18 protein-coding genes and 1 tRNA gene are annotated in these 25,163 nt (G+C 65.0%); 8 read left to right on the top strand and 11 right to left on the bottom strand.

Annotated features, from left to right (window positions below; all coding sequences use genetic code 11):
* Positions 1-12 precede the first annotated feature (12 nt).
* Entirely contained in the window at positions 13-459 is a 447-nt protein-coding gene (locus AB6B38_RS09530) for a hypothetical protein (protein WP_371392620.1), read from the top strand.
* A 105-nt stretch (positions 460-564) separates the two neighbouring features.
* Here the strand turns inward: AB6B38_RS09530 and AB6B38_RS09525 are convergent, their stop codons facing one another.
* The 3 genes from AB6B38_RS09525 to AB6B38_RS09515 form a co-directional block, all read right to left on the bottom strand.
* Complete coding sequence (locus tag AB6B38_RS09525) at positions 565-1,419, bottom strand: hypothetical protein (protein ID WP_371392619.1); 855 nt, start codon at positions 1,417-1,419, stop codon at positions 565-567.
* A 228-nt stretch (positions 1,420-1,647) separates the two neighbouring features.
* Positions 1,648-1,737: transfer RNA gene (locus AB6B38_RS09520), tRNA-Ser, on the bottom strand.
* An 83-nt stretch (positions 1,738-1,820) separates the two neighbouring features.
* Positions 1,821-2,768 carry a calcium/sodium antiporter gene (locus tag AB6B38_RS09515; RefSeq protein WP_371392618.1) on the bottom strand — a complete coding sequence of 316 codons (948 nt, stop codon included), beginning with the start codon at positions 2,766-2,768 and terminating at the stop codon, positions 1,821-1,823.
* Between the two features lie 167 nt (positions 2,769-2,935).
* Between AB6B38_RS09515 and msrA the strand changes: the two genes are divergently transcribed.
* Positions 2,936-3,604 carry a peptide-methionine (S)-S-oxide reductase MsrA gene (gene msrA, locus AB6B38_RS09510; RefSeq protein ID WP_371392617.1) on the top strand — a complete coding sequence of 223 codons (669 nt, stop codon included), beginning with the start codon at positions 2,936-2,938 and terminating at the stop codon, positions 3,602-3,604.
* A 28-nt stretch (positions 3,605-3,632) separates the two neighbouring features.
* Positions 3,633-4,304, top strand: a complete 672-nt coding sequence (locus tag AB6B38_RS09505; RefSeq protein ID WP_371392616.1) for an HAD-IB family phosphatase — start codon at positions 3,633-3,635, stop codon at positions 4,302-4,304.
* Here the strand turns inward: AB6B38_RS09505 and AB6B38_RS09500 are convergent.
* Positions 4,301-4,717 (bottom strand): DUF1330 domain-containing protein, encoded by a 417-nt coding sequence (locus AB6B38_RS09500; protein ID WP_371392615.1) that lies wholly within the window; start codon positions 4,715-4,717, stop codon positions 4,301-4,303. The genes AB6B38_RS09505 and AB6B38_RS09500 overlap by 4 nt on opposite strands.
* A gap of 103 nt (positions 4,718-4,820) precedes the next feature.
* On the opposite strand from AB6B38_RS09500, the gene AB6B38_RS09495 reads away from it, so the two are divergent.
* The 3 genes from AB6B38_RS09495 to AB6B38_RS09485 all read left to right on the top strand — a co-directional run bounded on the left by AB6B38_RS09495 (position 4,821) and on the right by AB6B38_RS09485 (position 9,555).
* Positions 4,821-6,989 carry a penicillin acylase family protein gene (locus tag AB6B38_RS09495; protein ID WP_371392614.1) on the top strand — a complete coding sequence of 723 codons (2,169 nt, stop codon included), beginning with the start codon at positions 4,821-4,823 and terminating at the stop codon, positions 6,987-6,989.
* Between the two features lie 78 nt (positions 6,990-7,067).
* Entirely contained in the window at positions 7,068-8,111 is a 1,044-nt protein-coding gene (locus AB6B38_RS09490) for a strictosidine synthase family protein (protein ID WP_371392613.1), read from the top strand.
* Between the two features lie 97 nt (positions 8,112-8,208).
* Positions 8,209-9,555 carry a spinster family MFS transporter gene (locus AB6B38_RS09485; protein WP_371392612.1) on the top strand — a complete coding sequence of 449 codons (1,347 nt, stop codon included), beginning with the start codon at positions 8,209-8,211 and terminating at the stop codon, positions 9,553-9,555.
* On the opposite strand, the gene chrA is transcribed toward AB6B38_RS09485, so the two are convergent.
* Positions 9,552-10,853: a chromate efflux transporter gene (gene chrA, locus AB6B38_RS09480; protein ID WP_371392611.1), complete on the bottom strand. Its 1,302-nt coding sequence runs from the start codon at positions 10,851-10,853 to the stop codon at positions 9,552-9,554. The two genes, AB6B38_RS09485 and chrA, sit on opposite strands and share 4 nt — an antisense overlap.
* The gene (locus AB6B38_RS09475) at positions 10,850-12,205 is read right to left on the bottom strand and encodes a sensor histidine kinase (protein ID WP_371392610.1); all 1,356 of its coding nucleotides are present in this window, start codon (positions 12,203-12,205) and stop codon (positions 10,850-10,852) included. Before AB6B38_RS09475 ends, chrA begins: the two co-directional genes overlap by 4 nt.
* A 65-nt stretch (positions 12,206-12,270) precedes the next feature.
* Between AB6B38_RS09475 and AB6B38_RS09470 the strand changes: the two genes are divergently transcribed.
* Positions 12,271-12,858: a hypothetical protein gene (locus AB6B38_RS09470; RefSeq protein WP_371392609.1), complete on the top strand. Its 588-nt coding sequence runs from the start codon at positions 12,271-12,273 to the stop codon at positions 12,856-12,858.
* Positions 12,859-12,865: 7 nt separating this feature from the next.
* On the opposite strand, the gene AB6B38_RS09465 is transcribed toward AB6B38_RS09470, so the two are convergent.
* A complete protein-coding gene (locus AB6B38_RS09465; protein ID WP_371392608.1) occupies positions 12,866-15,781 on the bottom strand; it encodes a CHAT domain-containing protein in 2,916 nt (971 codons plus the stop codon).
* Positions 15,782-15,976: 195 nt separating this feature from the next.
* On the opposite strand from AB6B38_RS09465, the gene AB6B38_RS09460 reads away from it, so the two are divergent.
* Entirely contained in the window at positions 15,977-17,698 is a 1,722-nt protein-coding gene (locus AB6B38_RS09460) for an alpha/beta hydrolase (RefSeq protein WP_371392607.1), read from the top strand.
* Positions 17,699-17,703: 5 nt separating this feature from the next.
* Here AB6B38_RS09460 and AB6B38_RS09455 read toward each other — a convergent pair whose 3' ends face one another.
* Genes AB6B38_RS09455 through AB6B38_RS09440 form a run of 4 tightly spaced genes read right to left on the bottom strand, consistent with a single transcriptional unit; the run spans position 17,704 to position 24,985 of the window.
* Positions 17,704-19,473 carry a CHAT domain-containing protein gene (locus AB6B38_RS09455; RefSeq protein WP_371392606.1) on the bottom strand — a complete coding sequence of 590 codons (1,770 nt, stop codon included), beginning with the start codon at positions 19,471-19,473 and terminating at the stop codon, positions 17,704-17,706.
* Positions 19,474-19,477: 4 nt separating this feature from the next.
* The gene (locus tag AB6B38_RS09450; RefSeq protein ID WP_371392605.1) at positions 19,478-21,487 is read right to left on the bottom strand and encodes a tetratricopeptide repeat protein; all 2,010 of its coding nucleotides are present in this window, start codon (positions 21,485-21,487) and stop codon (positions 19,478-19,480) included.
* On the bottom strand, positions 21,484-22,653 hold the full coding sequence (locus tag AB6B38_RS09445) for a tetratricopeptide repeat protein (RefSeq protein ID WP_371392604.1): 1,170 nt from the start codon (positions 22,651-22,653) through the stop codon (positions 21,484-21,486). The genes AB6B38_RS09450 and AB6B38_RS09445 overlap by 4 nt, the downstream gene beginning before the upstream one ends.
* Before the next feature lie 4 nt (positions 22,654-22,657).
* On the bottom strand, positions 22,658-24,985 hold the full coding sequence (locus AB6B38_RS09440) for a caspase family protein (protein ID WP_371392603.1): 2,328 nt from the start codon (positions 24,983-24,985) through the stop codon (positions 22,658-22,660).
* Positions 24,986-25,163 lie beyond the last annotated feature (178 nt).

Below are 25,163 nucleotides of genomic sequence, written 5' to 3'. Positions count from 1 at the left end.
ATCGCTTACGATGTGGCGGGTGTGCTTGAAAAGGCGCAAGCCGGACTGACTGCACTCGCCAGCGAACTCAGCGATGAAGGCTTCAACAAGATCGAAGCGGCCTTCGCGCTCAATGACAAGCGCACTCCCATTCATGCCGACATTCGCGGCTTCATTCGCGAACTGTCCAAGAAGGAAACCGGCCTGAAGGAAATCCGCGACATGGCCGGGAAAAACCTTGAATTCGCCGCCGTGTTCTATGGCACACCGCATTACCTGCTTGGGCTGTCAGAGGATACGCACAATTCGATTGCGGGCGACCTCATCAAGAAGCATTGCCCGGACGGGGCGGGCTGCTTTGCCGGTTCAATGGAACTTCAGAAAGCCGCCGCGAAATACCCCGACATCATCAAGGCCGTTCACCGATCCTTTTACAACTCCGGCTTGGCCGACAAAGGCAACAGCCGGGTTGAACACTAACTCCCGTGAACCTTCATGCCTTCCTCGCCACGGGAAAACTTACCAAGCACTCTTGTTAATGCGAACTTCCAAGGGTGTGCGGTGCCCCGGCCATGGTGGCCGGGGTTATTTTTTGGGTGATTGCCATTGCTGAACGCTTAGTCCCCAACCAACTAGGTGCTCCGTGCCGCACGACCCACAAGACCATGAATGAAACTTACCCTTGTGAATAGCAAATATTTGACCGTGAGTTGCTTGGTTTACGGATTTACAGTTGTTGTTCTTGCAAACAAGTTCTACAAGTGGCGTCTTCCATTCGATATCGCCTTCGTCTGATACGGTAACTTTCCATTTGTGAAGGCATTCCGTATTCACGCACTTCAGTGCCGGACTTTTTTTAATTCCATTAATAATTCTCGTGTTAACAGTGCCACATAAGCATTTAAATGAAGTTGTTTCGCCAAACGCTCCGATTTGGACATTGGTTGCTTCATTGTGATGTTTAATCAAATACAATGCTTCGATTATCTTTTCTTTTGTTTTATCGTTGACGGGATATCTGCTTATTTCAATGGTCTCCGGTCGCGGCATTCGAGTGTGCAAATAGGATCCTAGCGATTGATAAATTGAATTAAATTTCTTTAAGTCTATTCCAGCAGTTCTGCCAATTTCCACATAATCGTATTGTTCAAACTCCTCTTTGGTTAAGTTCCTATCTTCTTCGCAAGGCGTTTTAGAAATACTAATTATTTTTGGACTAGTTATATACGGATCGACAGTTTCTTGAAGTGAATTTATAAGAGGTTTTGGTTGCCATTTTTCACGCGTGTTGCCGTCAACATGTTGAATATTTATCTTCAGAATTTCGTAGCAAATACGTTCTAACGCGAGCCGAGCTTCAAGCGCCGCATAGGTTAATTTGTCAGCGTCGCCACTTTCTAGAAGTTCTTCAATTCTGCTAATGTAAGAACTTAAAAACATTCGTAGCCTCGTTTGCTTCGTGTGCCCTAGCTCGTTAAGTTGGGCGGCCAGTCCAGCAATTAGTAGCTCAACGGAAGCAGCTCAAACTTGGTCAGTGGCACAATTACACCACGTTCGACCGGCCTGCATCCCCTTTCGGAGACGCATCGGATCGCGCATGGGTAGAGGGGTGGGTAGAAATCGGACTTTACAAAAAGCCCTTAATAATCAATGTGCTAATGAGCGCAGTGGCGGTGAGGGTGGGATTCGAACCCACGAGACGGTTTCCCGCCTACACGCGTTCCAGGCGTGCGCCTTCGACCACTCGGCCACCTCACCGCGAGGCGGCGCAAACTATCTGAGAACCCGGTCCAGTCAAGCGCGCTGGCAGAGGGGCGCTGTGCATGGCGCATCTGGCCCGCTCAGGCCAGTGCCATGGATGCGATATAGGCTGCGTAGAGGGCGAGGAAGATCGCGCCGTGAAGCCGCGACAGGCGCTGCTTCCAGATGGCGAGAGCCAGCAAAAGCGCGCTGGCGGCGAGCATGACCCCAAGGTCGCTTCCCGCCAGCCCACCTGTCACCTGCAAGGGGGAGACAAGGGCGGTCACGCCCAGAATTCCCAGAATATTGAAAATGTTGGAGCCGACGATATTGCCAAAGGCGATATCGCCCTCCCCGCGCCGGGCAGCGCTCAACGAGGCTGCCAGCTCCGGCAGGGACGTGCCGACCGCCACGATGGTAAGCCCGATCACGGCCTGCGGCACGCCAAGCGCCGTTGCCGCCGAGACAGCGCCGTCAACGAGAAGCCCCGCGCCAAAGATCACACCGGCAAAGCCTGCGCCGAGGAAGGCAAGCTCGACCCAGAGCCGCCCGGCAGGTCTTGTGGCGGGTGCGGCCTCTTCCTGCGCGGCGGAGCGGTCCCTGCCGGTCAGCCATGAGACGAGAAGATAGACGGCAAGGCCAGTCAGCAGCACCGCGCCGACCCAGCGCTCCAGTCCGATGAAGGCGAGTGCCCCGGCACCTGCAAGCGCTGAGATGGCCAGCGCGCTGCCATCGCGGCGGAAGGGGCGCGGATCGATCCGGATCGGGCGCAGCAGGGCAGCAAGGCCGAGGATCAGCAGGATATTGGCAATGTTCGAGCCGATGACATTGCCGACAGCGATCTCAGGCGCATCGCGCAAGGCTGCTGCCATGGAAGTCGTCAGCTCCGGTGTCGAGGTGCCAAAGCCCACAACGACAAGCCCGATCAGCAGGGGCGAGATGCCGAGCCGCCTTGCGAGGCCAGATGCCCCGCGCACCAGGCTTTCGCCTCCCGCCACCAGCAGCGCCAGCCCGGCGCCGATGAACAGGACGGTCATCGTGATCGTCATCGTAAAGCCCCTTGCTCCGGTCACAGGCGCCCGGAGGCCGTCTGCGTAATAACGATGCGATAGTGGTGGCTTGATGACCAGTCCTGACAGGGTTCTGTCACGCGGCGATGGCGTTTTCCCCCACAGCGCCTATATGCTGGAAGACAATGCTCCGGAGATTGATCGCAATGGCCCTTAATGCTGACCCGCGCTGGAAAACCGAGCTGGTACCGGCAGGCGAAGCCCTGCCCGGCCGTATCCAGTCCGTGCCGACGGCGGCCACCCATTTCGTCAAGGGCGGCACGCTCAAAGCATCCGTGCCGGATGGCCATGAAGAGGCGATTTTCGCCATGGGCTGCTTCTGGGGCGTGGAGCGCGTATTCTGGCAATTGCCGGGCGTGGTGAACACGGCTGCGGGCTATGCAGGCGGGATCACGCCCAACCCGACCTATGAGGAAGTGTGCTCGGGCCGCACCGGCCACACTGAAGTGGTGCGCGTCGTCTATGATCCAAAACGCATCAGCTTCGAAACGCTCCTCAAAGTGTTCTGGGAGAGCCACGACCCGACGCAAGGCCTGCGTCAGGGCAATGATGTCGGCACGCAATACCGCTCCGCCATCTACTGGACCAGCAAGGACCAGAAAAAAGCCGCCGAGGCATCAGCGAAAGCCTATGGGGCCGCCCTGAAAGAGGCCGGCAAGGGCGCGATCACGACCGAGATCCGCGAGGCCGGGCCGTTCTACTATGCCGAGGACTATCACCAGCAATATCTGGCCAAGAATCCGGCTGGCTATTGCGGCATTGGCGGCACGGGCGTGACCTGCCCTATCGGTACCGGGATCAGCGCTGCGGGTTAGTCTCCGTAACGGCAAGGGACGGGGGCTGATGGCACGCATCATCATTTTTGACGTCGATTCCACGCTTTTGTCGGTGGAGAGCCTTGATTTCGCCGTGGCCCGCGCGCTCGCCAGCCAGCCGGGCGGCGAGGCGCGTGCAGCCGAGCTCGCCGCGATCACCGACAAGGGCATGGCGGGCGCGCTGGATTTCCGGCAATCGCTGGAACAGCGCATCGCGATAGCCGGGCTTACCAGCGATGACATCATGCCGGCCTCGGTGGCGCTGGCAGAGCTGATAACGCCTGGCATGTTCGAGCTGACCCATGCCTTGCGCGGCAAGGGTCATGGCGTGTTCGCGGTATCGGGCGGGTTTCTGGAACTTCTCGGGCCAGCGCTCTCCACGCTCGGCTTCATGCCGGGCGATATCCGCGCCAACCGCTTTGTCTTCGATGCAGACGGCAAGGTAACCGATTTCGACCGGGACAACCCGCTCTCGCGCTCTGGCGGCAAGGGGCCAGTGGCGGCGGCGCTCAAAAGCCTGACCGGCGCGGACCTCGCTGTCATGGTGGGCGATGGCATCACTGATTTTGAGGCGTTTGCCAGCGGCGGGGCCGATGCCTTTATCGGCTTTGGCGGGGTGGTGCGCCGCGAAGCGGTGGCGCAGCGTGCGCCTGCCTATGCAGGCAGCGTGGATGAGCTGGCAAAACTGCTGGGCGTCTAGCCGAACATGTCCCCCACGGGCAGCGGTGCATGGCGCACCAGCCGGCTATCGGCAACCGCCGCCTGACGGTGCGGCACGGCATGTGTCTGGTAGTGCGGGTCCGTGACCATTTCCAGGAACGCATTCGCGCTGGGATAGGCCGCGATGAAGGCCATGTCCCAGCGCTCCTCCGCCGGGCCGATCAGCGTGAGCAGCGGCAGGCCGCGCCAGATGATCTTGCCACCCACACGGGCAAAGACGGGCGCGCTTTCGCGGCCATAGGTCTTGTAGGCGTCCTCTCCGCTGATCTTGCCGTCATCAGGATAGGCGGCGATCTCGCGGAAACGCAAAAGGTTCAGCATCTCAACCGGCTGGGTGCGGTCGAGGCCCTTGAACAGGGTGAAGGCGTCGCGGGTGGGATCAATATGGCTCATGGCGTGATGGTGCGATGCGGCGGGGATGGGCGCAAGCGGGAGATTGCGCCGTGCGCGCGGGCGTGCACACTGACACACCAATAAACGAAACGGGGAGGGTTTCATGCGCATCGGGCGGATCATTCTCATCGCAGTGCCGGTGGTGCTGGCGCTGGCGGTTGCGGGCGCATTTGCGGCCGGCTTGCGCCTTGTACCGCTGGAGGTGCGCAGCTTTGATACGCAGGCGGCGCTGGCCGACGCCATGCATTTCGAGGCGGAAATTTTCCGCGATGAATGGGGTGTGCCGCGCGTGCTGGGCGCGACCGACGGGGACGCCGCCTTTGCGTTGGCTTACGCCCATGCGGAAGACGATTTTCCCACCATCCAGTATGCCCTGCGCGCCGCTCTGGGCCCTGAAATGCTGGCCGCTGACGAGAGTGAAGCCAGAGGCGCCTATCTGGTACAGGCGCTGGGCGTCACCGATCTGGTCGCAGCCGAGTACGAGACCCAGCTCACGCTCGACACGCGCGCCTTGCTCAGTGGCTATGCGGCGGGTCTGAACTATTATGCGGCCCTGCACCCGGACGAGCGTGTGCGTGATCTCTTTCCGGTGACGGGCCGGGATGTGGCGGCGCTCGCGGCCTTCTACTTCCCGCTCTTCTACGGGATGAGCGATGTGCTGACCGATCTCTTTGCGCCGGATGTGGAGCGCGACGGCGCGCGCGGGCAGGAGCTTCAGGTCCATTTCATCGCGCCGGGCGAGCAACACGAGCTCGGTTCGAACGCGATTGCGGTTGCACCGTCTCGCTCGGACGATGGGGCGACTCGCGTGGTCATCAATTCCCACCAGCCGGTTGAAGGGCCGGTCGCGTGGTATGAAACCCACATGATGTCGGATGAAGGGCTGAACTTTGCCGGCGGTACGTTTCCGGGCGTTCCCGTGCTGCATCTGGGGGCCAATCCGGGCATGGCCCATGCCGCGACCATCAACCGGCCAGACCTGATTGATGTCTATGAGCTGACCCTGTCCGACAATGGCCGCACTTACCTGCTCGACGGTGAGTACGTGCCGCTGGAGCGCTCCACCGCGCGCATGCTGGTCCATGTCTGGGGGCCGTTCGCGTTTCAGGTGACGCGCCCCATTGAGCGCTCTGTCCATGGCACGGTGCTGCGCACCGAGCGCGGCGTCTTTGCCATCCGTCATGCCACACAGGGCGATCTTCGCGGCGTGGAGCAGACCTACCGGCTGATGCGGGCGCAGACCCTCGCCGAATACGAAGAAGTCATGGAAATGCTCGCCATGGGCAATACCAACCGGGTGGTGGGCGATTCCGCCGGGCGCATTGCGCGCTATTACAATGCCCGCATGCCGCTGCGCCTTGATGAGCCGGGCCTCGATTGGCGCGGCATTCTCCCCGGTGACCGCTCCGATCTGGTCTGGAGCGAATTTGCGCCCTTCTCCGCCCTGCCGCACATGGTTGATCCGGCGGCGGGCTATGTGGTGGACGCCAACCACACCCCCTTCCGGGTGACGCTTGGCGATGAAGACCCGCGGGAGGGCGATTTCCCGCGCACATTCGGCATCGAGACGCACATGACCAATCGCGGCCTTGTCGCCACCACGGCGCTGGCCGCGCTGGAAACGATCAGCCGCGATGAGCTTCTGGCCATCAAGTGGGACCATTCCTTCCATGAGGACAGCCAGGCCATGCAACTGCGTGATGAACTGCTTGGTATGGACTGGTCGGACGAGCCGCTTATGGCCGATGCACTGGCCATTATCGAGGCATGGGACGGACGGGCCGATTTCGACAATCGCAACGCGGCCCTGTCGCTCCTGACCTATCAGCCCGTGGGTACCGCGCGGGCTGCCGGCCGGGCCGGGCCGCCGCTGGATGAGGCGTTCCGCGATGCAGTAGTATATCTCGCCGAGCATCATGGCCGACTTGATCCGCTATGGCGGGAGGTGAATTTCATCCGGCGCGGTGATGTGGCGGTGCCGCTGCAGGGCGGGCCGGACACGCTGCGCGCGGTCTATGGCCAGCGCAATGGCGACGGCACGCTCTCCATGGTCGCGGGCGACGGCCTCGTCATGCTGGCCGAGTGGGATGCGGACGGGGAGTTTTCGCTGTGGGCGGTCCATCATTTCGGCTCGTCCAACCGCCCCGGGGACCCGCACTATACCAGCCAGATGCAGGACTTTGCCGATGAGGTGATGCGCCGCGTGCCGATGAGCATCGAGGCGGTGCGCGAAAGCGCGGTGGAGGCCTACCGGCCGGGAGAGCGGGGGTAACGCCCCCCCAATTTCCCGCAAGACAGCTCCCGCGCCTTGCGTTAACTTTACCGTCTACACGACCGGGGAGGGCTCCACATGATCCGCGTTATTCTCATCGCCATTGGGCTTGTGGTTCTGATCGCGCTGGCGCGCATCGCCTACATGATCGTGCCGGCATCGGGCATGCTCACCCCTTACGAGCCACGTCTGGCCGAGCGTTGCGAGAGCCTGGAGATCGCGCCCGGCACCGAGGATGTGACCATTCATCCCCAGTCGGGCATCGTCTTTGTGTCAGCGGCGGACCGGCGCTCTGCCAACCCGGAAGCGGGCGGTATCTGGACGTTTGATATCGCCGATCCGTTCCAGACCCTGCGCTATGCGAGCGTCGACGGGCCGGACGATTTCCAGCCGCACGGGATAAGCCTCTATATCGGCGAGGACGGCGCCCAGCGCCTCTTCGTCATCAATCATCCGCTGGCGGGCGGGCATACGGTCGAAATCTTCGACATTGATGATGAATGGCGGCTCTTCCACGCCGAGACCATTGCCTATCCCGAACTGTCTTCGCCCAACGATCTGGTCGCCGTGGGCCCGCGCCAGTTCTACGCCACCAATGATTCACGCTACCAGTCAGGCATCATGCAGCAGCTGGAAGCCTATTTCGGCCTGCCGCTGGCCGGTGTCAGCTATTTTGACGGCGAGACCGGGCGTATTGCCGCTGATGGCATGATCTACGCCAACGGCATCAATATCTCGGCTGACGGTGAAACGCTCTACGTGGCCGAGTTTCTGGGCCGCCGCGTGAATGTATTCGAGCGCAGCCCGGAAACCGGCGTGCTGCGTCATCGCCGCTCCATTCCCGTTCGCACCGGCGCGGACAATATCGAGATCGATGAGAGCGGGGATTTGTGGATCGGGGCGCATCCGCGCGTGTTCGACTTCCTGGCCCATGTCGAGGACGAAGCCGCGCTGGCACCCTCCCATGTGATCCGGGTCGATCCCGAGACCGGCCGGGTCGTGACCGTGCTCTACACCCATGGCGAGGAGTTGAGCGGATCGAGCGTTGGCGCGCCCTTCGGCTATCAGTTCGTGGTGGGCGCCGTGTTTGATGCCAATGTGCTGATCTGTCCGCGGGGCTGATAGTTTGCCGAATTGGGCTTCACATGGGCGATACGCGCTCTAACCTCTTCTTCTAACAGACGGGCAAAGCCCGCGTTTTCACAGGGGAGGATCTGCCTTGGCCATTGCCAGCCCGCCACCGGGTATTCCGGTGACCCAGCCGCTTGCGCCCGGCGCGCGCCGCTATGCCATCGGCATGCTGCTCGTCATCTACATTTTCAATTTTCTCGACCGGCAGATCGTCAACATCCTCGCCGAGCCGATAAAGATTGAGCTGGGGTTGGCTGACTGGCAGCTTGGCATGCTCACCGGCCTGGCTTTCGCCGCCTTCTATACCGTGCTGGGCATTCCGATTGCGCGTTACGCCGAAAAGGCCGATCGGTTGAAGATCATCTCGGTGGCTGTGGCGGTGTGGAGCGCCTTCACCATTGCCTGCGGACTGGCCGCCAATTTCACCCAGCTATTGCTGGCGCGTATCGGGGTTGGCGTGGGCGAGGCCGGGTGTTCACCGCCCGCTCACTCGCTCATTACTGACTACACGCCCAAGGAAGAACGCGCCTCGGCGCTGGCCATCTATTCGATGGGTATTCCGCTGGGATCGCTGGCAGGCATGGCGCTCGGCGGCCTTATCGCCGATGTCTGGGGTTGGCGCGCGGCGTTCTTCGTGGCCGGTGCGCCGGGCATCATTCTGGCGGTGATGGCCTTCCTCACCCTGCCCGAACCGCGCCGGGGGCTGGAAAAGAAGGTGGTCCCGGTCAAGGGGCCAAGCTTCGGGGACGCTCTCAAGGAGCTGAAATCGAAAAAATCCTTCTGGTGGATTTCCATCGGCGCGGCTTTAAGCGCCATGGTCGGCTACGGCCATATTGCCTTTTACGGCTCCTTCTATCTGCGCAATCACGGCGAGGGCCTCACCGCAATGGCGGCCAGCGTCAACGAGATGATCGGCGTCAGCTTCGGCCCCATAGGCTTTGTCGGCACCGCGCTTGGCCTCATTATCGGGGTGTGCGGCGCGGCAGGCACCTTCCTTGGCGGTGTGCTGGCCGACCGGGCAGCGCGCAAGAATGTGGCTGGCTACGCCACCGTGCCGGCGATTGCGGGCCTCGTCACGGTGATCCCCTTCATCGCGGCCATGCTGGTGGACAATGTGGCGCTGTCCTTCCTGATCCTGGCTTTGCCGGTCTTTGCCGGCGCGATCTGGTACGGGCCGATCTTTGCCAGCGCGCAGAGCCTTGTGCATCCGCAGACGCGGGCAACGGCGGCGGCGGTTCTGCTCTTCATCATCAATCTGATCGGTCTCGGGCTTGGCCCGCTTCTGGTCGGCACGTTCAGCGATATCTTCGCCCAGACCATGGGCGCGGCTGAAGGGATACGCTGGTCGATGGTGACATTCGGCGGGGTGGGCGGCATTGCCTCCATCGCCTTCTTCCTCGCGGCACGCACCCTCAAAGACGAGGTTGTCGCCTAGACAATGCCTGCAAGCGGCAGGGCAAGCCCCATGGCCAGCCCTGCCGCGACCAGTGTCATCACGCCCCGCTTCAAGGTGAAGGCGAGACCAGCGCACACGCCTGCAATGGCGAGCACGGCCAGATTGATGCTGGCCGGATCAAGCGTTATCAGCCGGAAAGGCCCAAAGCTGATCTCGCCGGTCACGCCAAACATCACTTGCGTGGCAAACCAGACGGCCAGGCTGGCGATAACGCCCACAACTGCGCTGGAGATACCGTTCAGGGCGCTTTGCAGGGTGCGCATCCGGTTCAGCCGCTCCATCCATGGCGCGAGCGTGAAGATCGCCATGAAGGAGGGCGCAAACACCGCCCAGACCGTCAGCAGCGACCCCATGAGGCCCGCCACCAGCGGCGTGAAGGGCGCGGCCTCCCGGAAGGCTGCCAGAAAGCCGGTGAACTGGGTCACCAGTATCAGCGGACCGGGCGTGGATTCGGCCAATGCCAGGCCGTCGGCCATCTCGCCCGCGCTCAGCCAGCCATATTGCTCCACGCCCGCCTGCGCCATGAAGGCCAGTACCGCATAGGCCCCGCCAAAGCTGACAATCGCCAGCCAGGAGAAGAAGGCCGTGATCTCGGTCAGGCGATGCTCGCCTCCCAGCATCACAAACACCAGTGCCAGCGGTGCCAGCCACAGTGCCAGCCATGACAGGAGGGTGATCGTGCTGCGCCTGATCTGGTCTGGCTTTTCTGGGTCTGAGACCACTTCGGGTTGATCGGGCGTGGCGGCTTTGGGTGTCAGCCACAGCCCCGCCAGCCCTGCGAGCACGACAATGGCCGGGAAGGGCAGGCCAAACAGCAGGGCCAGAAACGCCCCGCCCGCAATGGCGAGGCTGCCGGCCGATTTCAGCGTCCGCTGTCCAAGGCGCGCGACGGCGCTGGCCAGAATGACCAGCACGGCGGCCTGAACGCCGGTGAAAGCGGCGCTGACCAGTGTCAGGTCTGCCGCATAGGCGTAGAGAGCCGATAGCGCGAAAATCACCATGACGCCCGGCAGGACGAACAAACCCCCGGCGATCAGACCGCCGCGTACCCCGCCAAGGCGCCAGCCGATCCAGGTGGCGAGCTGCATGGCTTCCGGTCCGGGCAGAAGGTGGCAGACATTGAGCGCCCGCAGGAATTCCTGGTCACTGATCCAGCCCTGCCGGTCGACAGCCAGATCGTGCAGCATGGCGATCTGCGGAGCCGGTCCGCCAAAGCTCAGAAAACCGATCCGGGCAAACTGGCGGGCGAGACTGGCAAGGGAGGGCGGCGCGCTCATGCCGGATCACCGGCCGGGCGGACGATGAAGCGTGCGCCCGGTCTTGCCGAGCCGGGCCGCGCATCCTCGACATCAACCGTCAGGCCGTGGCGGCGCACGACGGCGTGGACGAAGGAGAGGCCGAGCCCGTGCCCGCGCGGCCCGCCATGGCTGATACGGGCAAAGCGCAGGAAGACGCGCTCGCGCCAGTCAGGCGGCACGCCGGGGCCGTTGTCCTCCACAATGAGCACCGGACCTTCGCGCACGATCAGTTTCACCTCGCCGCCTTCGGGCAGGAATTTCACCGCATTGTCGAGAAGGTTGGCGATCAGCCGGCCCAGCTGGGCCGGACTGCCGCGCATCATCACCGGGCGGGGCGCGTCCAGCTTCACGCTCGCCCCCTTTTCGCCCGCCACATCGGCGTAGAGCGGTGTCACCGAGCGGGCAAGGGCGGCAAGGTCCAGCATCTCCAGCCCGCGCGTATCGCCGATCTCCGCGCTGATGGCAGAAATGTCCATGAGCGAATTGATGAGCTCGCCCAGCTCCGCCACCTGCTCACGGGCCTGTTCGATCCGTTCAGGATCATGGCCCGCCTCCGCCAGCGTGCGGTCGATGCGCACCAGCGGTGTACGCAATTCGTGCGCGGTGAGGTCGGAGACGTCGCGCTGCGCGCTTATCAGGCGCTCTATCCGGTCCAGCATGGCGTTGATATTGCGCGAGAGCAGGCCGAACTCGTCAGCCCCGTCCGCGCCCGGCGCACGCTGGTCAATGGCGCCGTCACGCACCGCCTGACAGGTGCGGTTGAGGCGTTCTACCCGGCGCATGATCCAGCCCGCGGCAACGAGGCCCGCGGCAACGCCGAGGGTCAGCGTGATGAAGAAGCCGGCGGTGAAGATCGTGCGCAGCCGGGCCAGCGCCTCGGCCTGGCTGGTCGTGGAGCGGCCAACGAACAGGCGGAAATCCTGCGGCATGAGAAAGGCGCGGCCGAGCAGGGGCAGCGCCTCTCCATCCACCGTGAACACGCCGCTCACCCAGCTGGCATCGAGTGAAAACGCGTCCGGCCACCCGGCCAGATTGCCCGCGAGCGGCTCGCCTTGCGGGTCGGCCAGCAGATAGACCGGGCCTTCGCCCTCCAGCGGGCGTAAGGCGAGCCGGTCCTGCAAGGAGCGCCGCAGCCCCGCCTCGCCCTCAATGGAGTAGATATCCACCAGCCCTGCTGCGTCGGTATCCACCAGCTGGCGCAAGGTCTGGTCGGACACGAAGGCGAAGGCGAAATACGCAATCAGGAACACCGCCGTCGCCGCCAGGCTGACCAGCGTGGCGATAAGGGCGGCAAGGCGTCCGAACGTGGATTGCAGGATACGCAAAGGCACACCTTTCGGGCGGGTCCGGGTTTGGTCTAGACTGGTGACGGAGATCATTGAAGAAGGCTCCCACGATGCGCCAGTATCTCTGCGCCCTCGCGGCGGCGGCAATTGCCCTGTCCGCCTTTACCGGCTGTGCATCGCAGCAAGCGGCGCCGGTCCTGTCGGCTGTTGCCGAGCCGGATGGCCAGATTCTCGCCGCGCTCGATATCGGCTTTCGCGGTGAGGCGGAGAGCGATGGTCCGGCCCTGCTGGCGGCGGCGAGCCTCCTGGAATCCAGCGGTGCACGCCCCGCAGAGGGCGAAGCCGATCTGGCCGGGCGCTGGTTTGCGCGCGCGGAGGAGCTGGGTGAGAGCGTGCCGCCCGCGCGCGGGCGCATTGCCGGTCCGGCCTATCGCAATGGCGTGCTCGCCAGCGCGGAGGCTGCTGTCCTGCGTGACAGCTTCCATTCGGGCCGCATAGCGCGGGTTTCGCTGCAGACACGCGGGCCGGGCACGCTGCGCCTGTCCATCCGGCGCGCGTCCGGCGAGCCGGTATGCGAGACGCTGACCGGCCCGGTCCCGGTGAGTTGCCAGTGGGTGCCGGTCTGGTCGGAACCCTTCATTATCGAGATCACCAACCTGACCGGCGCCCAGATCCCTTACTACCTCATAACCAACTGACATCGCGTCACTGGCCAATCAGGGCGAACGGCCCCCAGATGCCCGGATGGGCGCCGCCGGGTATGGCAGGATCATCCATCACGCCCAGCACCGCATTGCGGAAAGCCTCCGCGCGGCTCTCGCCGGCGAGAGTGCGGCGGGCCGTTTCGGCGGTTATGATCGCTGCCACGTCGTCGCGCACGGCCCAGTGCGACACCAGCAGGCTGCGCGCACCGGCATACAGGAAGGCTTGCGCCAGCCGGTCCGGCGCGCGCGAAATGCCATCGGCGGCAAACGTGTTGCACGCGGACAGGACAACCCAGTCCGCCTGCAGCTGCAGCTGCGCTATCTCCGATGCGGTCAGCAGCCCGTCATCGAACGGGCCGGGCTCGGCTGGCGGGGTAAAGGCCAGTGCCGGTTCGGACACGGTTTCCAGCGCGCCGGGCAGAAGGCCGTGCGTGGCGAAGACCAGTACGCTGGCCTGGTCAAGTTCCGCCGTCTTCACAGCCGCTTCGGTGGCCCACATCCCCAGACGTACATCGGAACGCTCCGGCCCGAACAGCAAGGCCAGCTCTTCCAGCTCAGCGCGCGTTCCCGGCAGGGGCGGAAGCGCGGAAAGCGCCCGCAGACCCTCCGTGCCACTGCGCAACAGCGCGGCCAGTGCCATTGGCGCCGCGTCCGGCTCGCCCTCGAATACCGGAGCGCCAAAACCGATCAGGAAAGGCGGGCGGGACGGGGCGTTTTCGTGCGTGGTCAGGCTGGACAGCGAGGCCAGTGTGGCAAGGCCATGGTCACGGATCAGCCAGGGCGCGCCGCGCAATGCTTCATCGCTGTGCATCGGCGCTGTGTATTCGGTTGTCAGCAATACCTCGAACGGAATGGAGCGGTAGGGACCGTCCGCGAGGATGAAAAGTCTGCTGCCCGCTTCGATCCCGGCTCTTACACGCGGCGTGAAGACGCCCTCATGGAGCTGGTGGGCGGGCGCGGCGGGGAAGGCGCGCGAGAGGCTGGCAGACGGCCCGGCCTCCAGCGCCGCGCGCAGGCGGGTGACTGCCGATTGTGCCTCATCGCGGCTGATGGCCAGCCGGTCGATTTCCGCGCCGTCAGGGCCGATACGCAGAGCCACCCCGCCCCCTTCGGTGAAGGCAAAGGCGATCACTGTCTCGTCCGGCTGAAGCGCGCCCCGTACGGCGTCGAGGCTGACCAGCGCCGTGCCGGTCTGCGTATCGCTGGCCCCGGCCATCGCAGCCAGCTCTTCGCGGGCGCTCTCATAGGCCAGCCGGGCGTCGGCGATTTCAGACGGGTCCGCCGCATCACTGGCGGCCAGCAGGCTGATATAATTGTCCTCGGCCCGGCGCAGGGCGCGCCAGCCATCCTGACGTTCGCGGACCTGGCTCGCAGTGCCGTCCTCCCCGGCGCGTCCGCGCAGGGCGGTCGCCTCGGCGGCCAGCGCCAGCCCGGTTGTGTGAACCAGCTGCATATAGCGGAACGCCGCCTCGCGGTCGGTTGCTGCCATGGCTATGTCCAGCGCGCGCCGGAAAGCGCGCTGGCGGCTGCGCGCCATGTCGCGCGCGGCATCGACATCCACCAGGTCCAGCTCGGCAGCGAGCGCCATCACGGCGTCGTCCACTGCGTGCGGCACAGCGCGCATGGCGTTACCGGTGACAGCGTCAATCCATACATCGTCGATCGTCAGCTCATGGCGGCGCGCATGGCTTTCGGGCAGGTAGGACACGGCCAGCGCGCGCGCCTCTCCCAGACGCTGCCGTCCAGCCGGTGCGTTCCCGCTCAGCGCTTCCAGCGCCGCCAGCTCGGCCAGCACCCGTATCCGGTCCGGACCCGCCGTGCCTGTCTCCTCAAATACGCTCAGCGTATCGAGCCATTCGGCGCGGGCGGTATCATAATCACCAGCCGCCATGGCGGCGTCGGCGGCATTCATCTGCATGCGCGCCGCCTCGACCGATGTCGCGCCGGCCGCGGTGCGGTAAATGTCCCGCGCAGCCAGGAAGAGCGGGCGGGCCTCCGCCTCGCGCCCCTGTGCGTAGAGGGCAACGCCCAGATTGTTCAGCGTGTCAGCGACTTGGGGATGTGTTTCGCCAAGGCTCGCCCTGCGCTCGTCAAGAATGCGCCGCAGCAGGGGCTCAGCCGCTTCATACCGACCCCAGGCATTGAGCGCGCCCGCATAGCTGGACCGGGCAAAGCTGATAAAGGGATGGCCTGGCGGCAAATTGGCTTCCAGCTGCTCGGCAGCGTCGCGCGACAGCTCTGCCGCCTCGGCGTAGCGGTAGGCCCGCGTCAGGATGGCCGCGAGGCTGACCTGCGTCATGGCGATATGGGGATGCCCCGCCTCCAGAACCTCGCGGCGGATGTCCAGCGAGCGCTCAACAAGGCTGGCTGCCTCGTCCAGCTCGCCGCGCGCATTGAGCACCGAGCCGAGCTCGAAATAGGAACGGGCGATCTGGACGTGCATTTCGGGGTAGAGCGTGCGGCGGATATCCATCACCTCGCGCTGCACCTGTTCGGCCTCGGCCAGCCTGCCTAGGGTTGCCAGTATCGAGGCGACATTGCCCAGCGACTGTTCCAGTGCCTCTGCATGGTCCGGGCCGGCTTCAGCAAAAATGTCCGCCGCCTCCCGGAACAGGCCCAGCGCTTCCTCGCGCCCGCCCGCATAGAAGATCGCGGAGCCCAGCTGGTTGATGATCGCGGCGCGGTCGGTCGCGTCCACATCGCCCAGCGTCAGGGCGGTATCGTAGGCTGCTTCCCAGGCCGCGCGCGCACCGGCAGGGTCTTGCTCCATGTCGATCGCTTCAGCGGCCTCGATAAGGGCGCGGGCGTCAGGTTCGGTGATCGACGGTGCCAGTGGCGGCGTTTCCTGCGCCAGGCCGTGCGGCGCGGCCAGCAGGGCAAGGCTCAGCGCCCAGATCCTCAAATGATTGCAAGCCATAACCCGCCACCTCCCCGTACCGGCCCCGCTTCCCGCCCATGATTGCGTGTCAGGCCCGCGCTGGCAAACGCTTGCCCGGTATGTTGTCTGACAAAGACGGACAGTCCAGCGCTATCGCGCTCGACAGGGCGTGCCGCGTGCCGCAGAATTTCGGGTGAGCAGGGCATGCTCTGACAAAAGGGATGAGCAGTGCACATGAGAATGCTGGCATGCATGTTTGCCGGGCTGGTCGTTCTGGCCGCTCCAGGCACCGTCCGGGCGCAGAGCTGTGACCTTGATCCCGGCCGGGTGGAAGCGCTTGATCTTGCCGGTCTGGAGCTGGACCGCTCCGGGCAGATCGCCCTCCATTTCGATCTGGCAGACTGGCATGCAGAATGCGGTGATATCGCGCGCGCGCGCATTGCCTACCAAACAGCCCGTACGCTGATTGCTGCATCCGATACGGTCGAGGGCGCGTGGGCGCACGGCCTGATTGGCGAGGCGCGTCTGGAGATGTCGCAGGGCCGGTTCGACCGGGCGCGCGAAATCCTTGATGACGCCTATGCGGTGCTGGAGGAGGCGGGTGCGGCGCGCGCGCGTGATTTTCTCTATCTGATGGAGACGGCGCTGGCTGTGGAGGCGGCAGCGTCGGCCGCTGGCGAGACCCATGATCTTCCCGGCGCACAGGCAGAGCTGGCGGTTTTGCGCGCCAGAGTGGCGCGCGAGGATGAGGAAGCGCTGACGCGTGATCCGGCAGCGGGCGCGGATGCCGACCATGTCATCGTGCCGGTATTCTACGGCACCAACCGGGTGCGCACCGGCTCTGAAGACCCCAATGCCTTTTACGGCGTTACGCCGGCGATGCTGGACCTTGGCGTGGTGACGGTGTCGGTGCCGCGCAATCGCGATATTGGCACCATCCCGCGCCGTAGCGATTATCCCGGCGATCTCGACCAGTATCGCGGTGAGTATTTCATCCTTGAGCGGGTGGAACCGTTTGCCGACGACTATGCCTTCACCGATGCGCTGGGCGAGGCGATGGACGCCTCAGAGCGGCGTGAGCTTCTGGTCTTCATTCACGGCTTCAATTCCGATTTCCGGGGCGCGGCCGAACGCGCGGCGCAGCTGGCGGTCGATCTGGAAATTGACGGCGTGCCGGCCCTCTATTCCTGGCCCTCGCGCGCCTCCCTGCTGGGCTATTTTGCCGACGGGCGGGAGGTGAATGAGGACAATATCCGCGATCTTGTGGACTATCTCTACCTGCTGATGAATGGCGCGAATGCGCACCGCATCCATATTGTGGCCCATTCGATGGGCAACCGCTTCCTCGCCCGCGCGCTGGAGCGTTTTGCACAAGCCTATCCCAGCCCGCCTGAGCCTCTGTTTGATCAGGTTGTGTGGGCTTCGCCCGATGTCGACGCCGAAGAATTCATGGCCCTGATCCCGCAAATCGGCCATCTGGCCAGCGGGATGACGCTGTATGCCTCCAGCCGGGACCGGGCCTTGCGCCTGTCACGCCGGATCAATGGCGGCAATCCGCGCGCGGGTGATTCCAGCCCGCCCTATCCGGTCGTGGTGGCCGGTCTCAGCACCATAGACACCAGCGCGGCAGGCGGCGCCGGGCTTGGCCATTCGGATTATGCCGGGCCTGCCATGGATGATTTTCGCGCTCTGATCTGGCTGTCCTTGAGCCCGGAGGAGCGCTGCATACTGCACACCAATACCGGCCAGTTCGGGCAGTTCTATGCGGTTGATCCGTTCACGGGCGGCCAGTGCGAGCCGGACGTGTTCAAATACTCGATCACGGCCCTGCGCCGCAGTGGCGAAGACGGCGAGCCGCTGGAGATGCTGCAGAGTGTGGCCGCGCTGCCCGGCGCGGCCATTGCCGGACGTGTTGAGGATGTGCGCCAGCTTATCGTCCGGCTGACGGGAGGCTAGCGCCCCTACTCCGCCGGGCGGTTCTGCCCCACCAGCACGAAGGGTGCCCACATCGCAGGGTGGGTGAAGTCCGGATCATCCATCATGGACATCATGGACTGGCGCAGCGCTTCTGCGCGCCCCGCTGACGGATCGGCGTTCATCGCTGACAGTGTGCCGGTTGTGATACGCCGCGCGGCGGCGTCATCCACCACCCAGTGCGAGACCAGCAGGGCGCGCGCGCCGGCATAGAAGAAGGCGCTGGCAAGCCCGGACAGGCTCTCCGCACCCGCTCCGCCCGGCGCTGCCGTGTTGCACGCCGACAGGATCACCCAGTCGGCATCCAGCGTCAGGTCGCGCGCGATTTCTGAAGCCGTCAGAAGCCCGTCATCACCATCGCTGGCTTCGGCAGGCGGGGTCAGGACCAGCGCTGGCTCGGTCAGACCCGGCAGCTCGTCGGCGATGAGGCCATGCGTGGCAAAGGCGATAACCTGGCGATTGGAGAGACCGGCGGTGTTGCGCAGATTGGTCTCGGTCGCACTGTCGCCGACCAGCAGATCGCGCCGGGGCTCTGCGCCGAACGCTTCGGCGAGTGCGACGAGCTCAGGGCGGGTGTTGGGCAGGGCGCTCAAGGCGCGCACCGCCTCCACATCAGCCTGGAACACGCCGTCAGCTGAGGCGCTGGCATTGAAAACGCCGCGCGTTACACCGCCGGCGCGCTGCCGGGGCTCGCCAGAGCTGGCGGGCGCACGCTCGCACCCCGCACCTGTGCGCGCGCCAATGCACGGATCGCCAACGCCCAGGAAAGGCTGCGTGGCCCGGCTGGCGCCAAAGCGCGTCAGCGAGCGCAGCGAGGCGGGCGAGGGCAGCACCGTCATCGCATGGCGCCGGCCCAGCCATGCGGTCTGGCGCAGCGCATCGCTATCATTGTCCGCTCCGGTGGGCGCTTCGGTTACCAGCAGGGCCAGTGGCAGGCTGGATAGCGCGCCGGACGGCACCGCATAGACATGGGCCTTGCCCTCAAGCCGGGCCTCCACAGGGGCCAATAGCTGCTGGTAGAGCCGGAACGCCGCCTGTCGGTCAAACACCGGCAGGCTTGCAGCCGCCGAGCTGGCCTGCACCGCGACCGCGTTCCAGGGGCCGCGCCCGTGATCGAGATCGACGCCCCGGCGCAGCAGGTCTACCGCCTCGCCGAGCTCTGCTGCCGTCACCTCCACGCGCGCCCAGTCAATGCCCTCCTGATCGATCGCAAAGACGAAGGTGGAGTGCTCCCCGGAAAGGATCAGTATCAGCGCCTCATCGCCGCGCAGCAGGCTTTGCGTAGCCTCGACCGTCAGGGGCTGCGGGCTGGTGAGCTCAGTGTATTCGGGAAAGTCGCGCGACAGGGCGGTGTCAATCTCGCCAAGCCGGCCAGAGGCTGTGTCCAGTGTGGCGCGCGCGGCGGCGGTGGCTTCCTCGCGTGAGGCCGCATCGGCAATCGCCAGCGCCTCATAGAGCCGGCGTTCGGCGGCGCTGCGCTGGTCGGCCACACGGCGGCGTTCAGCGACGAGCAGGCCCAGCGCATCATCGCTGGAGGCAAAGCGCGCGCCGACCTGCGACAGGGCACGGGCAGCAGAGGTCTGTATCGCCCATTGCGCGGCCCAATATCCTTCCGCGCGCAGACACTCATACGCCATCGAGCCTTCCGGGCAGGCTTGCGAGCCTTGCGCGAAGCTGCTGCCCGTTAAGGCCGCGCCAGCAAGGCAGGTGGAGACCAGCAGGGTGCGTGCAAAGCGCGCAATATTGCGGGTGTGCATGGTGTTACCCTTCATTATGGGCAGCGGCCCAGGCCGCTTCGGTGTGGAGCTGGAACATGTCGTTGCGGCGCACGATGAGCGCCGTCGCAGCCGTATCTGTGCCAGCCGCCTGGGCAGCATCCAGCGCGGCGCTGACGATGGATCTGGAGGCCGTGCGGTAGAGCTGCAGCGCCTCGGCGGGCCGGTTCATATGGCGCAGAAACAGCCAGGCGAGGTTCGCACGTGCGACGAGAAGCGCGGTATGCGTCTCGGGGATGCGCCCTGTCAGCCCGTCCAGCCCGCCGCGCATCAGGCGTTCAGCACCCTCATAATCACCGGCAAGGCCCAGCGTCGTTCCCGCATTGGCAAAGGCACGCACAGCCTCGGGATGGTCGGCGCCCAGCGTCTCGCGATAAAGATCAAGCGCGCGCACCTGCAGGGCCGCTGCCTCATCCAGCCGGCCCTGAGCCCGGATGGAGCCGGCCAGATTTTCAAGGCTCATGGCGATGGAGAGCGGTTGACCCTCCCGCTCGGCAGCGTCCAGCGACGCCCGGTAGAGCGTTTCGGCATCACCAAGTCTGCCCAGCATGCGCAAACTGCCTGCCAGATTGCTTTCCAGCGCGCCGGTAACGCTCGCGCGCTCGGCATTATCGAGCCGCTGCGCCTCTGCAATGGCGCGCCTTTGCAGGCTTTCGGCTTCCTGGTAGCGGCCCTGATCGAACAGGGCTGAGGCCAGAAAGCTCATCGCGCTAACCGGCTGGCGTGTGCCGGGACCGAAGGCAGCCTCACTCTCGGAAAGGGCCTGCCGCAGAACAGGCTCCGCATCGCCTGCCCGTCCGGCCATCTGCAGGGCGCGCCCCAGACGCTGGCGCAGGGTGGCCACGTGACGCGGATTGGCGTTGGCGGTCTGTTCCAGCACGTCGAGCGCGTCCTGCTGGAAGCGGATGGCATCTTCATAGCGGCCAAGGTCCAGATAGGCCCGGCCCAGCCCGCTGACGGTGTCGGCACTTTCCGGCGCGCCCCGGCCATAGGCGGCTATTTCAATCGCCAGCGCATCTTCCAGCAGTGGCCGTGCCTCTGCCGGGCGGTCCAGCGAGAGATAGGCGCTGGCGAGATTGCCCATGGCTGCGGCGGTGTTGGGATGGTCGGCACTGAAAGTGGAACGCATGCGCTCCAGCGCGGACTGGTAGCCGGCAAGCACCGCCTCTGGTCCGCCCTGATGGCGCTGAACGGAGGTCAGATTGTTCTCCACCACCGCCAGATAGCGGTGAGAGGGGGAGATGGCCTCGAAAATGGCGCGGGCACGGGCGAGTGCATTTTCCGCCTCGGCGTGGCGGCGTGTCTGGTTATAGACCTCGGCCAGATTGACCCAGGCGACGCCTGCGCCTTCGCTGCGCCCGGAACCTGCCTCCTCATGGGCGGCAAGCACCTGCAGGAAGCCGGTCTCCGCGCGCGCATAGTCGCCTGCCTGATACGCGCGGGCGGCCTCGTTGTTGAGCGCATCAACCGAACTGCCGGATGTGGGTTGGGGGGATGCAGTTTGCGGCGATTGCTGCGGTGCCGGCTGCGCGCCAGCCGGTGCGCCGGGATTCTGGCGGTCGCGGGCCATCGCGATCGCGCGCTGAATGCCCGGCCGGCGGGTATTGCCCGGATCAATCTCTGCGAGGATCTCGTCCGCGACCTCCAGCACTTCGAGCGCTTCGGCAAACCGGCCCTGACCCAGCATGGCCATGCCCATATTGGCGCCCGCAACGACAGACAGGGGATGATTGAGCCCCAGATGGCGGTGATAGATCAGGAAGGCGGCTTCGAACTCGCGCGTAGCGGTGCGAAAATCGCTGCTGCGGAAGGCAGCCTCGCCCGCCGCGCTGTGGCGCTCGATCGCGGCGATGTCCTGCGGCGGAATACTCGCCTGCTGGGCGGCTGACAGGGCGCCAAGCCCGGACGCGGCGGCGTTTGGGGCTGGAAGCGTGAAGACGGCGAGGCAGGCTGCTGCGGCCAGGACAACCGCCTTTTGTTTGACGGGCAGGATCATTGCCGTGCTCCCTGATATGCCATGGCCCAGGCCGCTTCGACATGCAGGGTGAACAGGGCCTGTGGTTCCCCGGCATTCTGGATGGCGCGCTGGCGGTCTGCGCCCTCTCCGCCAGAGGCCAGATACCGGTCGAGATTGGCGCTGAGTATGCGCGCGCCGTCCAGTGCGGCCTGCGCATCGCGCGTGTTGGCAAGTGTGTGGCCCACCAGCCAGGTGTGGGCGGCGATAATGTCGGTATGGCCGGCTGGACGCCTTTGCACGGTCAGCGCGGCGGACTCGGCAAACAGGCTGGCGGCATCCTCATGCCGGCCCTGAGCGGCGAGATTGCGGGCAAGATTGAACAGCACGCGCGCCAGCCTGTGCGGGTTGGAGCCCATGCGTCCATCGTCGGCGCGGGCATCGGATACTGCCCTGCGCAGCAGGGCTTCGGCCTCCGTGTGCAGGCCCGCCCCATCCAGCGCCCGGGCGAGATTATTGCCATAGGTGGACCGCGCAGCCCCGCCTGATCTGTCATAGAGCGCGCGCAGGATTTCGGCGCTATCGGTAAAGCGCTCCGCGTCGAAATAGGCTTCCGCCAGCATGTTCAGATAGATTTCCGGCTCGCCGCCTTCCCCGCTGCGTCTGGCCTCGTCCACGGCGCGTTCAAGCAGCGGTATCGCCTCTTGCGCGCGCCCCTGGGGCAGGAGGGCGCTAGCCAGCGAATACAGCCGGTCATGGAGCGCCCCTACCCGATGCTCGCCAGCTTCCGCTTCGGCCAGAAGGGCCAGGGAAATCGCTTCGGCCTCGGCATAGCGGCCTTCCTCGAACAGGGTGCGGGCCCGCGCCTGCCGGGTCAGATCGGGCAGCTGGCTTACCAGCTGTTCGTACCGGTCTGCCATATAGCTTGCGTTGGCTGCACCGGTGGCATCGCCATCGGCCTGACGGGCCGCAGCAAGCCGGCGGCTGATACGCGCCTGCAAGGCCCACAGTTCGCCGCGCTCCAGATCGAGCCCGCGACGCGCGGCCTGTTCACACATCTGGAACCCGGCGACAGCCTCCTTGTGACGCCCTGCATCCATGGCGTGCTCGGCATTCGCGCAAATGGCCGCAGCCTCCCCGTCCAGAGCCGCATACGGGTCAGGCGTCTGTGAGCCGAGCGCCGCTGCCAGCAGGAAAACGCTCCACATCGCCCTAGCCCTCCGCGCCCGGCGGTATCAGCCGCCACTGGAAGAGGACCGTCTCGGCCTGCGCATCCAGTGTGGGGCGGGTGCGCGCACTGCGCGTTACCGATCCGCCATAGGCGGCCATGCTCATCAGCTGGCCCAGCGGCGAACGCTCGGCATCACTGGCAATGCCGTCGGCGGAGCGGGTGAGGCTGGCTTGCGTGAGAAAGCTGAAATCCATCGGGATCGCCGCGCCCGGCGCGCGCTCCACCGCCAGCAGGAGCAGACGCTCCAGCCCGGCGCTGGCCGGATAGCCGCTCGTCCAGTCAAACGTGCGAAGCCCGGCCCAGACAATGCGTGGCTGCTCGCCGGGCTCGATGCGCGTCGACGTGCTGGCACCGAGGAAGGGCAGGCGGTGAATGCCGGCCTGGCTGTCGATATAGAGCGGGGTGACATCAATCGCCCGGTCGCCCGTATTCGTCAGGCGGATATAGACGATATCGCAATGGCTTAGCTCCAGCGCATTGAGATCACTGGTGCCAAGCTCTTCAAAGGATACCGCATCAGCCGGGATGGCAGACGGATCGGGCAGGGAGCAGGCCCAGTCATCAGGCGCGCGGGCATCGGCTGTCAGGCGCGGCGGCGTGGCCTGCCAGACAAAGGCTTCATATTGCAGGTTTTCCAGCCCTCGTGACCCTTGCAGTGCGCTCGCGGCGTTGAGGATATTGCGCACCCGCGTGAGCTTGTGCAGCTCGCCCTCGATCTGGCTCATCAGCGCGTCAGCGCTCGACGCGTCGTCGAGCAGAATGCGCGCGGAACGGTTCCGTCCGGTCGCAATGATGTCCGGCTCGCCGCGAAGAAGCCAGATGGCGTCATCCTGCACGCGGATGCGTACATCGGCCGGTTCGCCGGGCTGACGAAAATCAATCGGCGCAATCAGCGTTTCCGGATTGGCCTGCGCCAGCCGGGAGAGCGCCTCCATGGCCAGTTGCTCGCGGGCATTCATCTCGCCGCTGGCCGGCTCGGCGATAACCGACAGCGCGAGGCGCACCCCCGGATCGGCCAGCCGGGCCGTCATATAGGCGGTACGGCCCGGCAGGGCGCGGGCCGCCTCATTGCCGTCAAATGCGGTCAGGACGGCGCGGGTGGCCGTCTGGCCCACCTCCACAGCCTCGACATAATACGGGCCGGGGAAGGCGGGGTGCGGGCCTTGCGTGTCAGGATCGCGCACGATGATCTCGAACACCGCGCCCTCGCCGACGCCTTCAAGGAAGCCGGCTTCAATCTCGGTGGTATCGCGGGCGAGGAAGCGGGCGTGCCATTGCGGCGAGCGGACCGCTCCGCCCTGCCCTAAAAGCGCGCGGTCCAGATCACCCTCGAACAGGGGCGCAGGCGCGCGGCTGCCCCAGTCATTATAGCCGGAGAGCACCCGGTAGGCGAGATCGCGATAGCTTGCGACGCCGCCTGCCAGCAGGCCGTTGGCGATGTGGAAGGTCATCACCCCGAAATTGTCGCGCGCGTCCGCAGCGCCCACTTTCGGCATCAGTCCTTCCAGCGCCAGCTGGCCGGAATGGGCGGCATAGAAGGCGACAAACCCGCCTTCACCCAGCGCTATGGCAGAGTCCGGACGCGGTGAAGATGCGCCTGAGCGCGTAACCTGCGCGCGCTGTTCAGCGGCTGTGCGCGCCTCCAGCGGAATGCCCAGCATGTCCTCGGTCACCGCGCGGGTCCGGAACTCGCCGCCCGGCCCTGCGCCACGATTGGCACCGCCTGAATGGCAGGTGTCCACAATCAGCCAGACAAAGACATTGCGGTCTCTCAGACCATCAAGGAATTCACCGATCTCGTCATCGATGAGGGCATTTTGCACGCCCGCCTGGCGGTCGCCGTGCGCGCCCTCCCACGAACCGATATCCAGCGGCAGGAATATCTCGTCAAACCCGTTGGCCTCCGGCACGGGCGCGCCTTCGGGCTGGGGCTGGCGCGAGCCATGGCCGGAAAAATAGATCAATATCTCGTCGCCGGGCCGGGCGCGCTCCAGCATGGCGGAGAAGGCAGCCAGGATTTCTCTGCGGTTGGGGTCGCCATGGGCGGTAAAATCAATGCCGGTCTGGTCGAGCCCGTCGGCCAGCACCAGCATGTTGGCGTCCGGCACGTCATAGGCGCGCAGCGCGCGGATCATCAGCGCCACGTCATTGCGCGGACCCAGCAGCTCCACGCCCGGCCCGATACGCTCCTCGTCATAGCCAGACGCACCGATCAGCAGGGCATGGCGCTGAGGCATGTCGGCGCTTGCCCCTGCGGTCAGGCAGGCCGCAGCGAGCACCATGAAGGCAGAACAGACCAGATCACGCATCGCACCCTCCCCGGCTGCAACCATATGCTGCAAGCTTACCGCGTGCGCGCGCCAGGCCGCGAGCCTGTGTTTTCTGACAAAGCCTGACAGTCATTATTGACCGGACTCTCGCGAAAACGGCGCACGGGCGGTGCATGGCTTGCCGCCATTGCACCGCCCGCTTGTCCGGTTTCCGGCG

It is taken from the genome of Glycocaulis abyssi (genome assembly GCF_041429775.1).
Classification (GTDB): Bacteria; Pseudomonadota; Alphaproteobacteria; order Caulobacterales; family Maricaulaceae; genus Glycocaulis; species Glycocaulis abyssi.
The sequence above is the reverse complement of the archived record's forward strand: the minus strand, read 5'-3'. Positions and strand labels throughout refer to the sequence as shown.

Bases quoted from the DNA above. Each gene is read 5' to 3' on its own strand.
- AB6B38_RS09440 (WP_371392603.1), bottom strand. From the start codon at position 24,985: ATGCGTGATCTGGTCTGTTCTGCCTTCATGGTGCTCGCTGCGGCCTGC.
- AB6B38_RS09495 (WP_371392614.1), top strand. From the start codon at position 4,821: ATGCGCATCGGGCGGATCATTCTCATCGCAGTGCCGGTGGTGCTGGCG.
- AB6B38_RS09450 (WP_371392605.1), bottom strand. From the start codon at position 21,487: ATGATCCTGCCCGTCAAACAAAAGGCGGTTGTCCTGGCCGCAGCAGCC.
- chrA (WP_371392611.1), bottom strand. From the start codon at position 10,853: ATGAGCGCGCCGCCCTCCCTTGCCAGTCTCGCCCGCCAGTTTGCCCGG.
- AB6B38_RS09515 (WP_371392618.1), bottom strand. From the start codon at position 2,768: ATGACGATCACGATGACCGTCCTGTTCATCGGCGCCGGGCTGGCGCTG.
- AB6B38_RS09525 (WP_371392619.1), bottom strand. From the start codon at position 1,419: ATGTTTTTAAGTTCTTACATTAGCAGAATTGAAGAACTTCTAGAAAGT.
- AB6B38_RS09505 (WP_371392616.1), top strand. From the start codon at position 3,633: ATGGCACGCATCATCATTTTTGACGTCGATTCCACGCTTTTGTCGGTG.
- AB6B38_RS09455 (WP_371392606.1), bottom strand. From the start codon at position 19,473: ATGCACACCCGCAATATTGCGCGCTTTGCACGCACCCTGCTGGTCTCC.
- AB6B38_RS09470 (WP_371392609.1), top strand. From the start codon at position 12,271: ATGCGCCAGTATCTCTGCGCCCTCGCGGCGGCGGCAATTGCCCTGTCC.
- AB6B38_RS09445 (WP_371392604.1), bottom strand. From the start codon at position 22,653: ATGTGGAGCGTTTTCCTGCTGGCAGCGGCGCTCGGCTCACAGACGCCT.
- AB6B38_RS09465 (WP_371392608.1), bottom strand. From the start codon at position 15,781: ATGGCTTGCAATCATTTGAGGATCTGGGCGCTGAGCCTTGCCCTGCTG.
- AB6B38_RS09490 (WP_371392613.1), top strand. From the start codon at position 7,068: ATGATCCGCGTTATTCTCATCGCCATTGGGCTTGTGGTTCTGATCGCG.
- msrA (WP_371392617.1), top strand. From the start codon at position 2,936: ATGGCCCTTAATGCTGACCCGCGCTGGAAAACCGAGCTGGTACCGGCA.
- AB6B38_RS09460 (WP_371392607.1), top strand. From the start codon at position 15,977: ATGAGAATGCTGGCATGCATGTTTGCCGGGCTGGTCGTTCTGGCCGCT.
- AB6B38_RS09500 (WP_371392615.1), bottom strand. From the start codon at position 4,717: ATGAGCCATATTGATCCCACCCGCGACGCCTTCACCCTGTTCAAGGGC.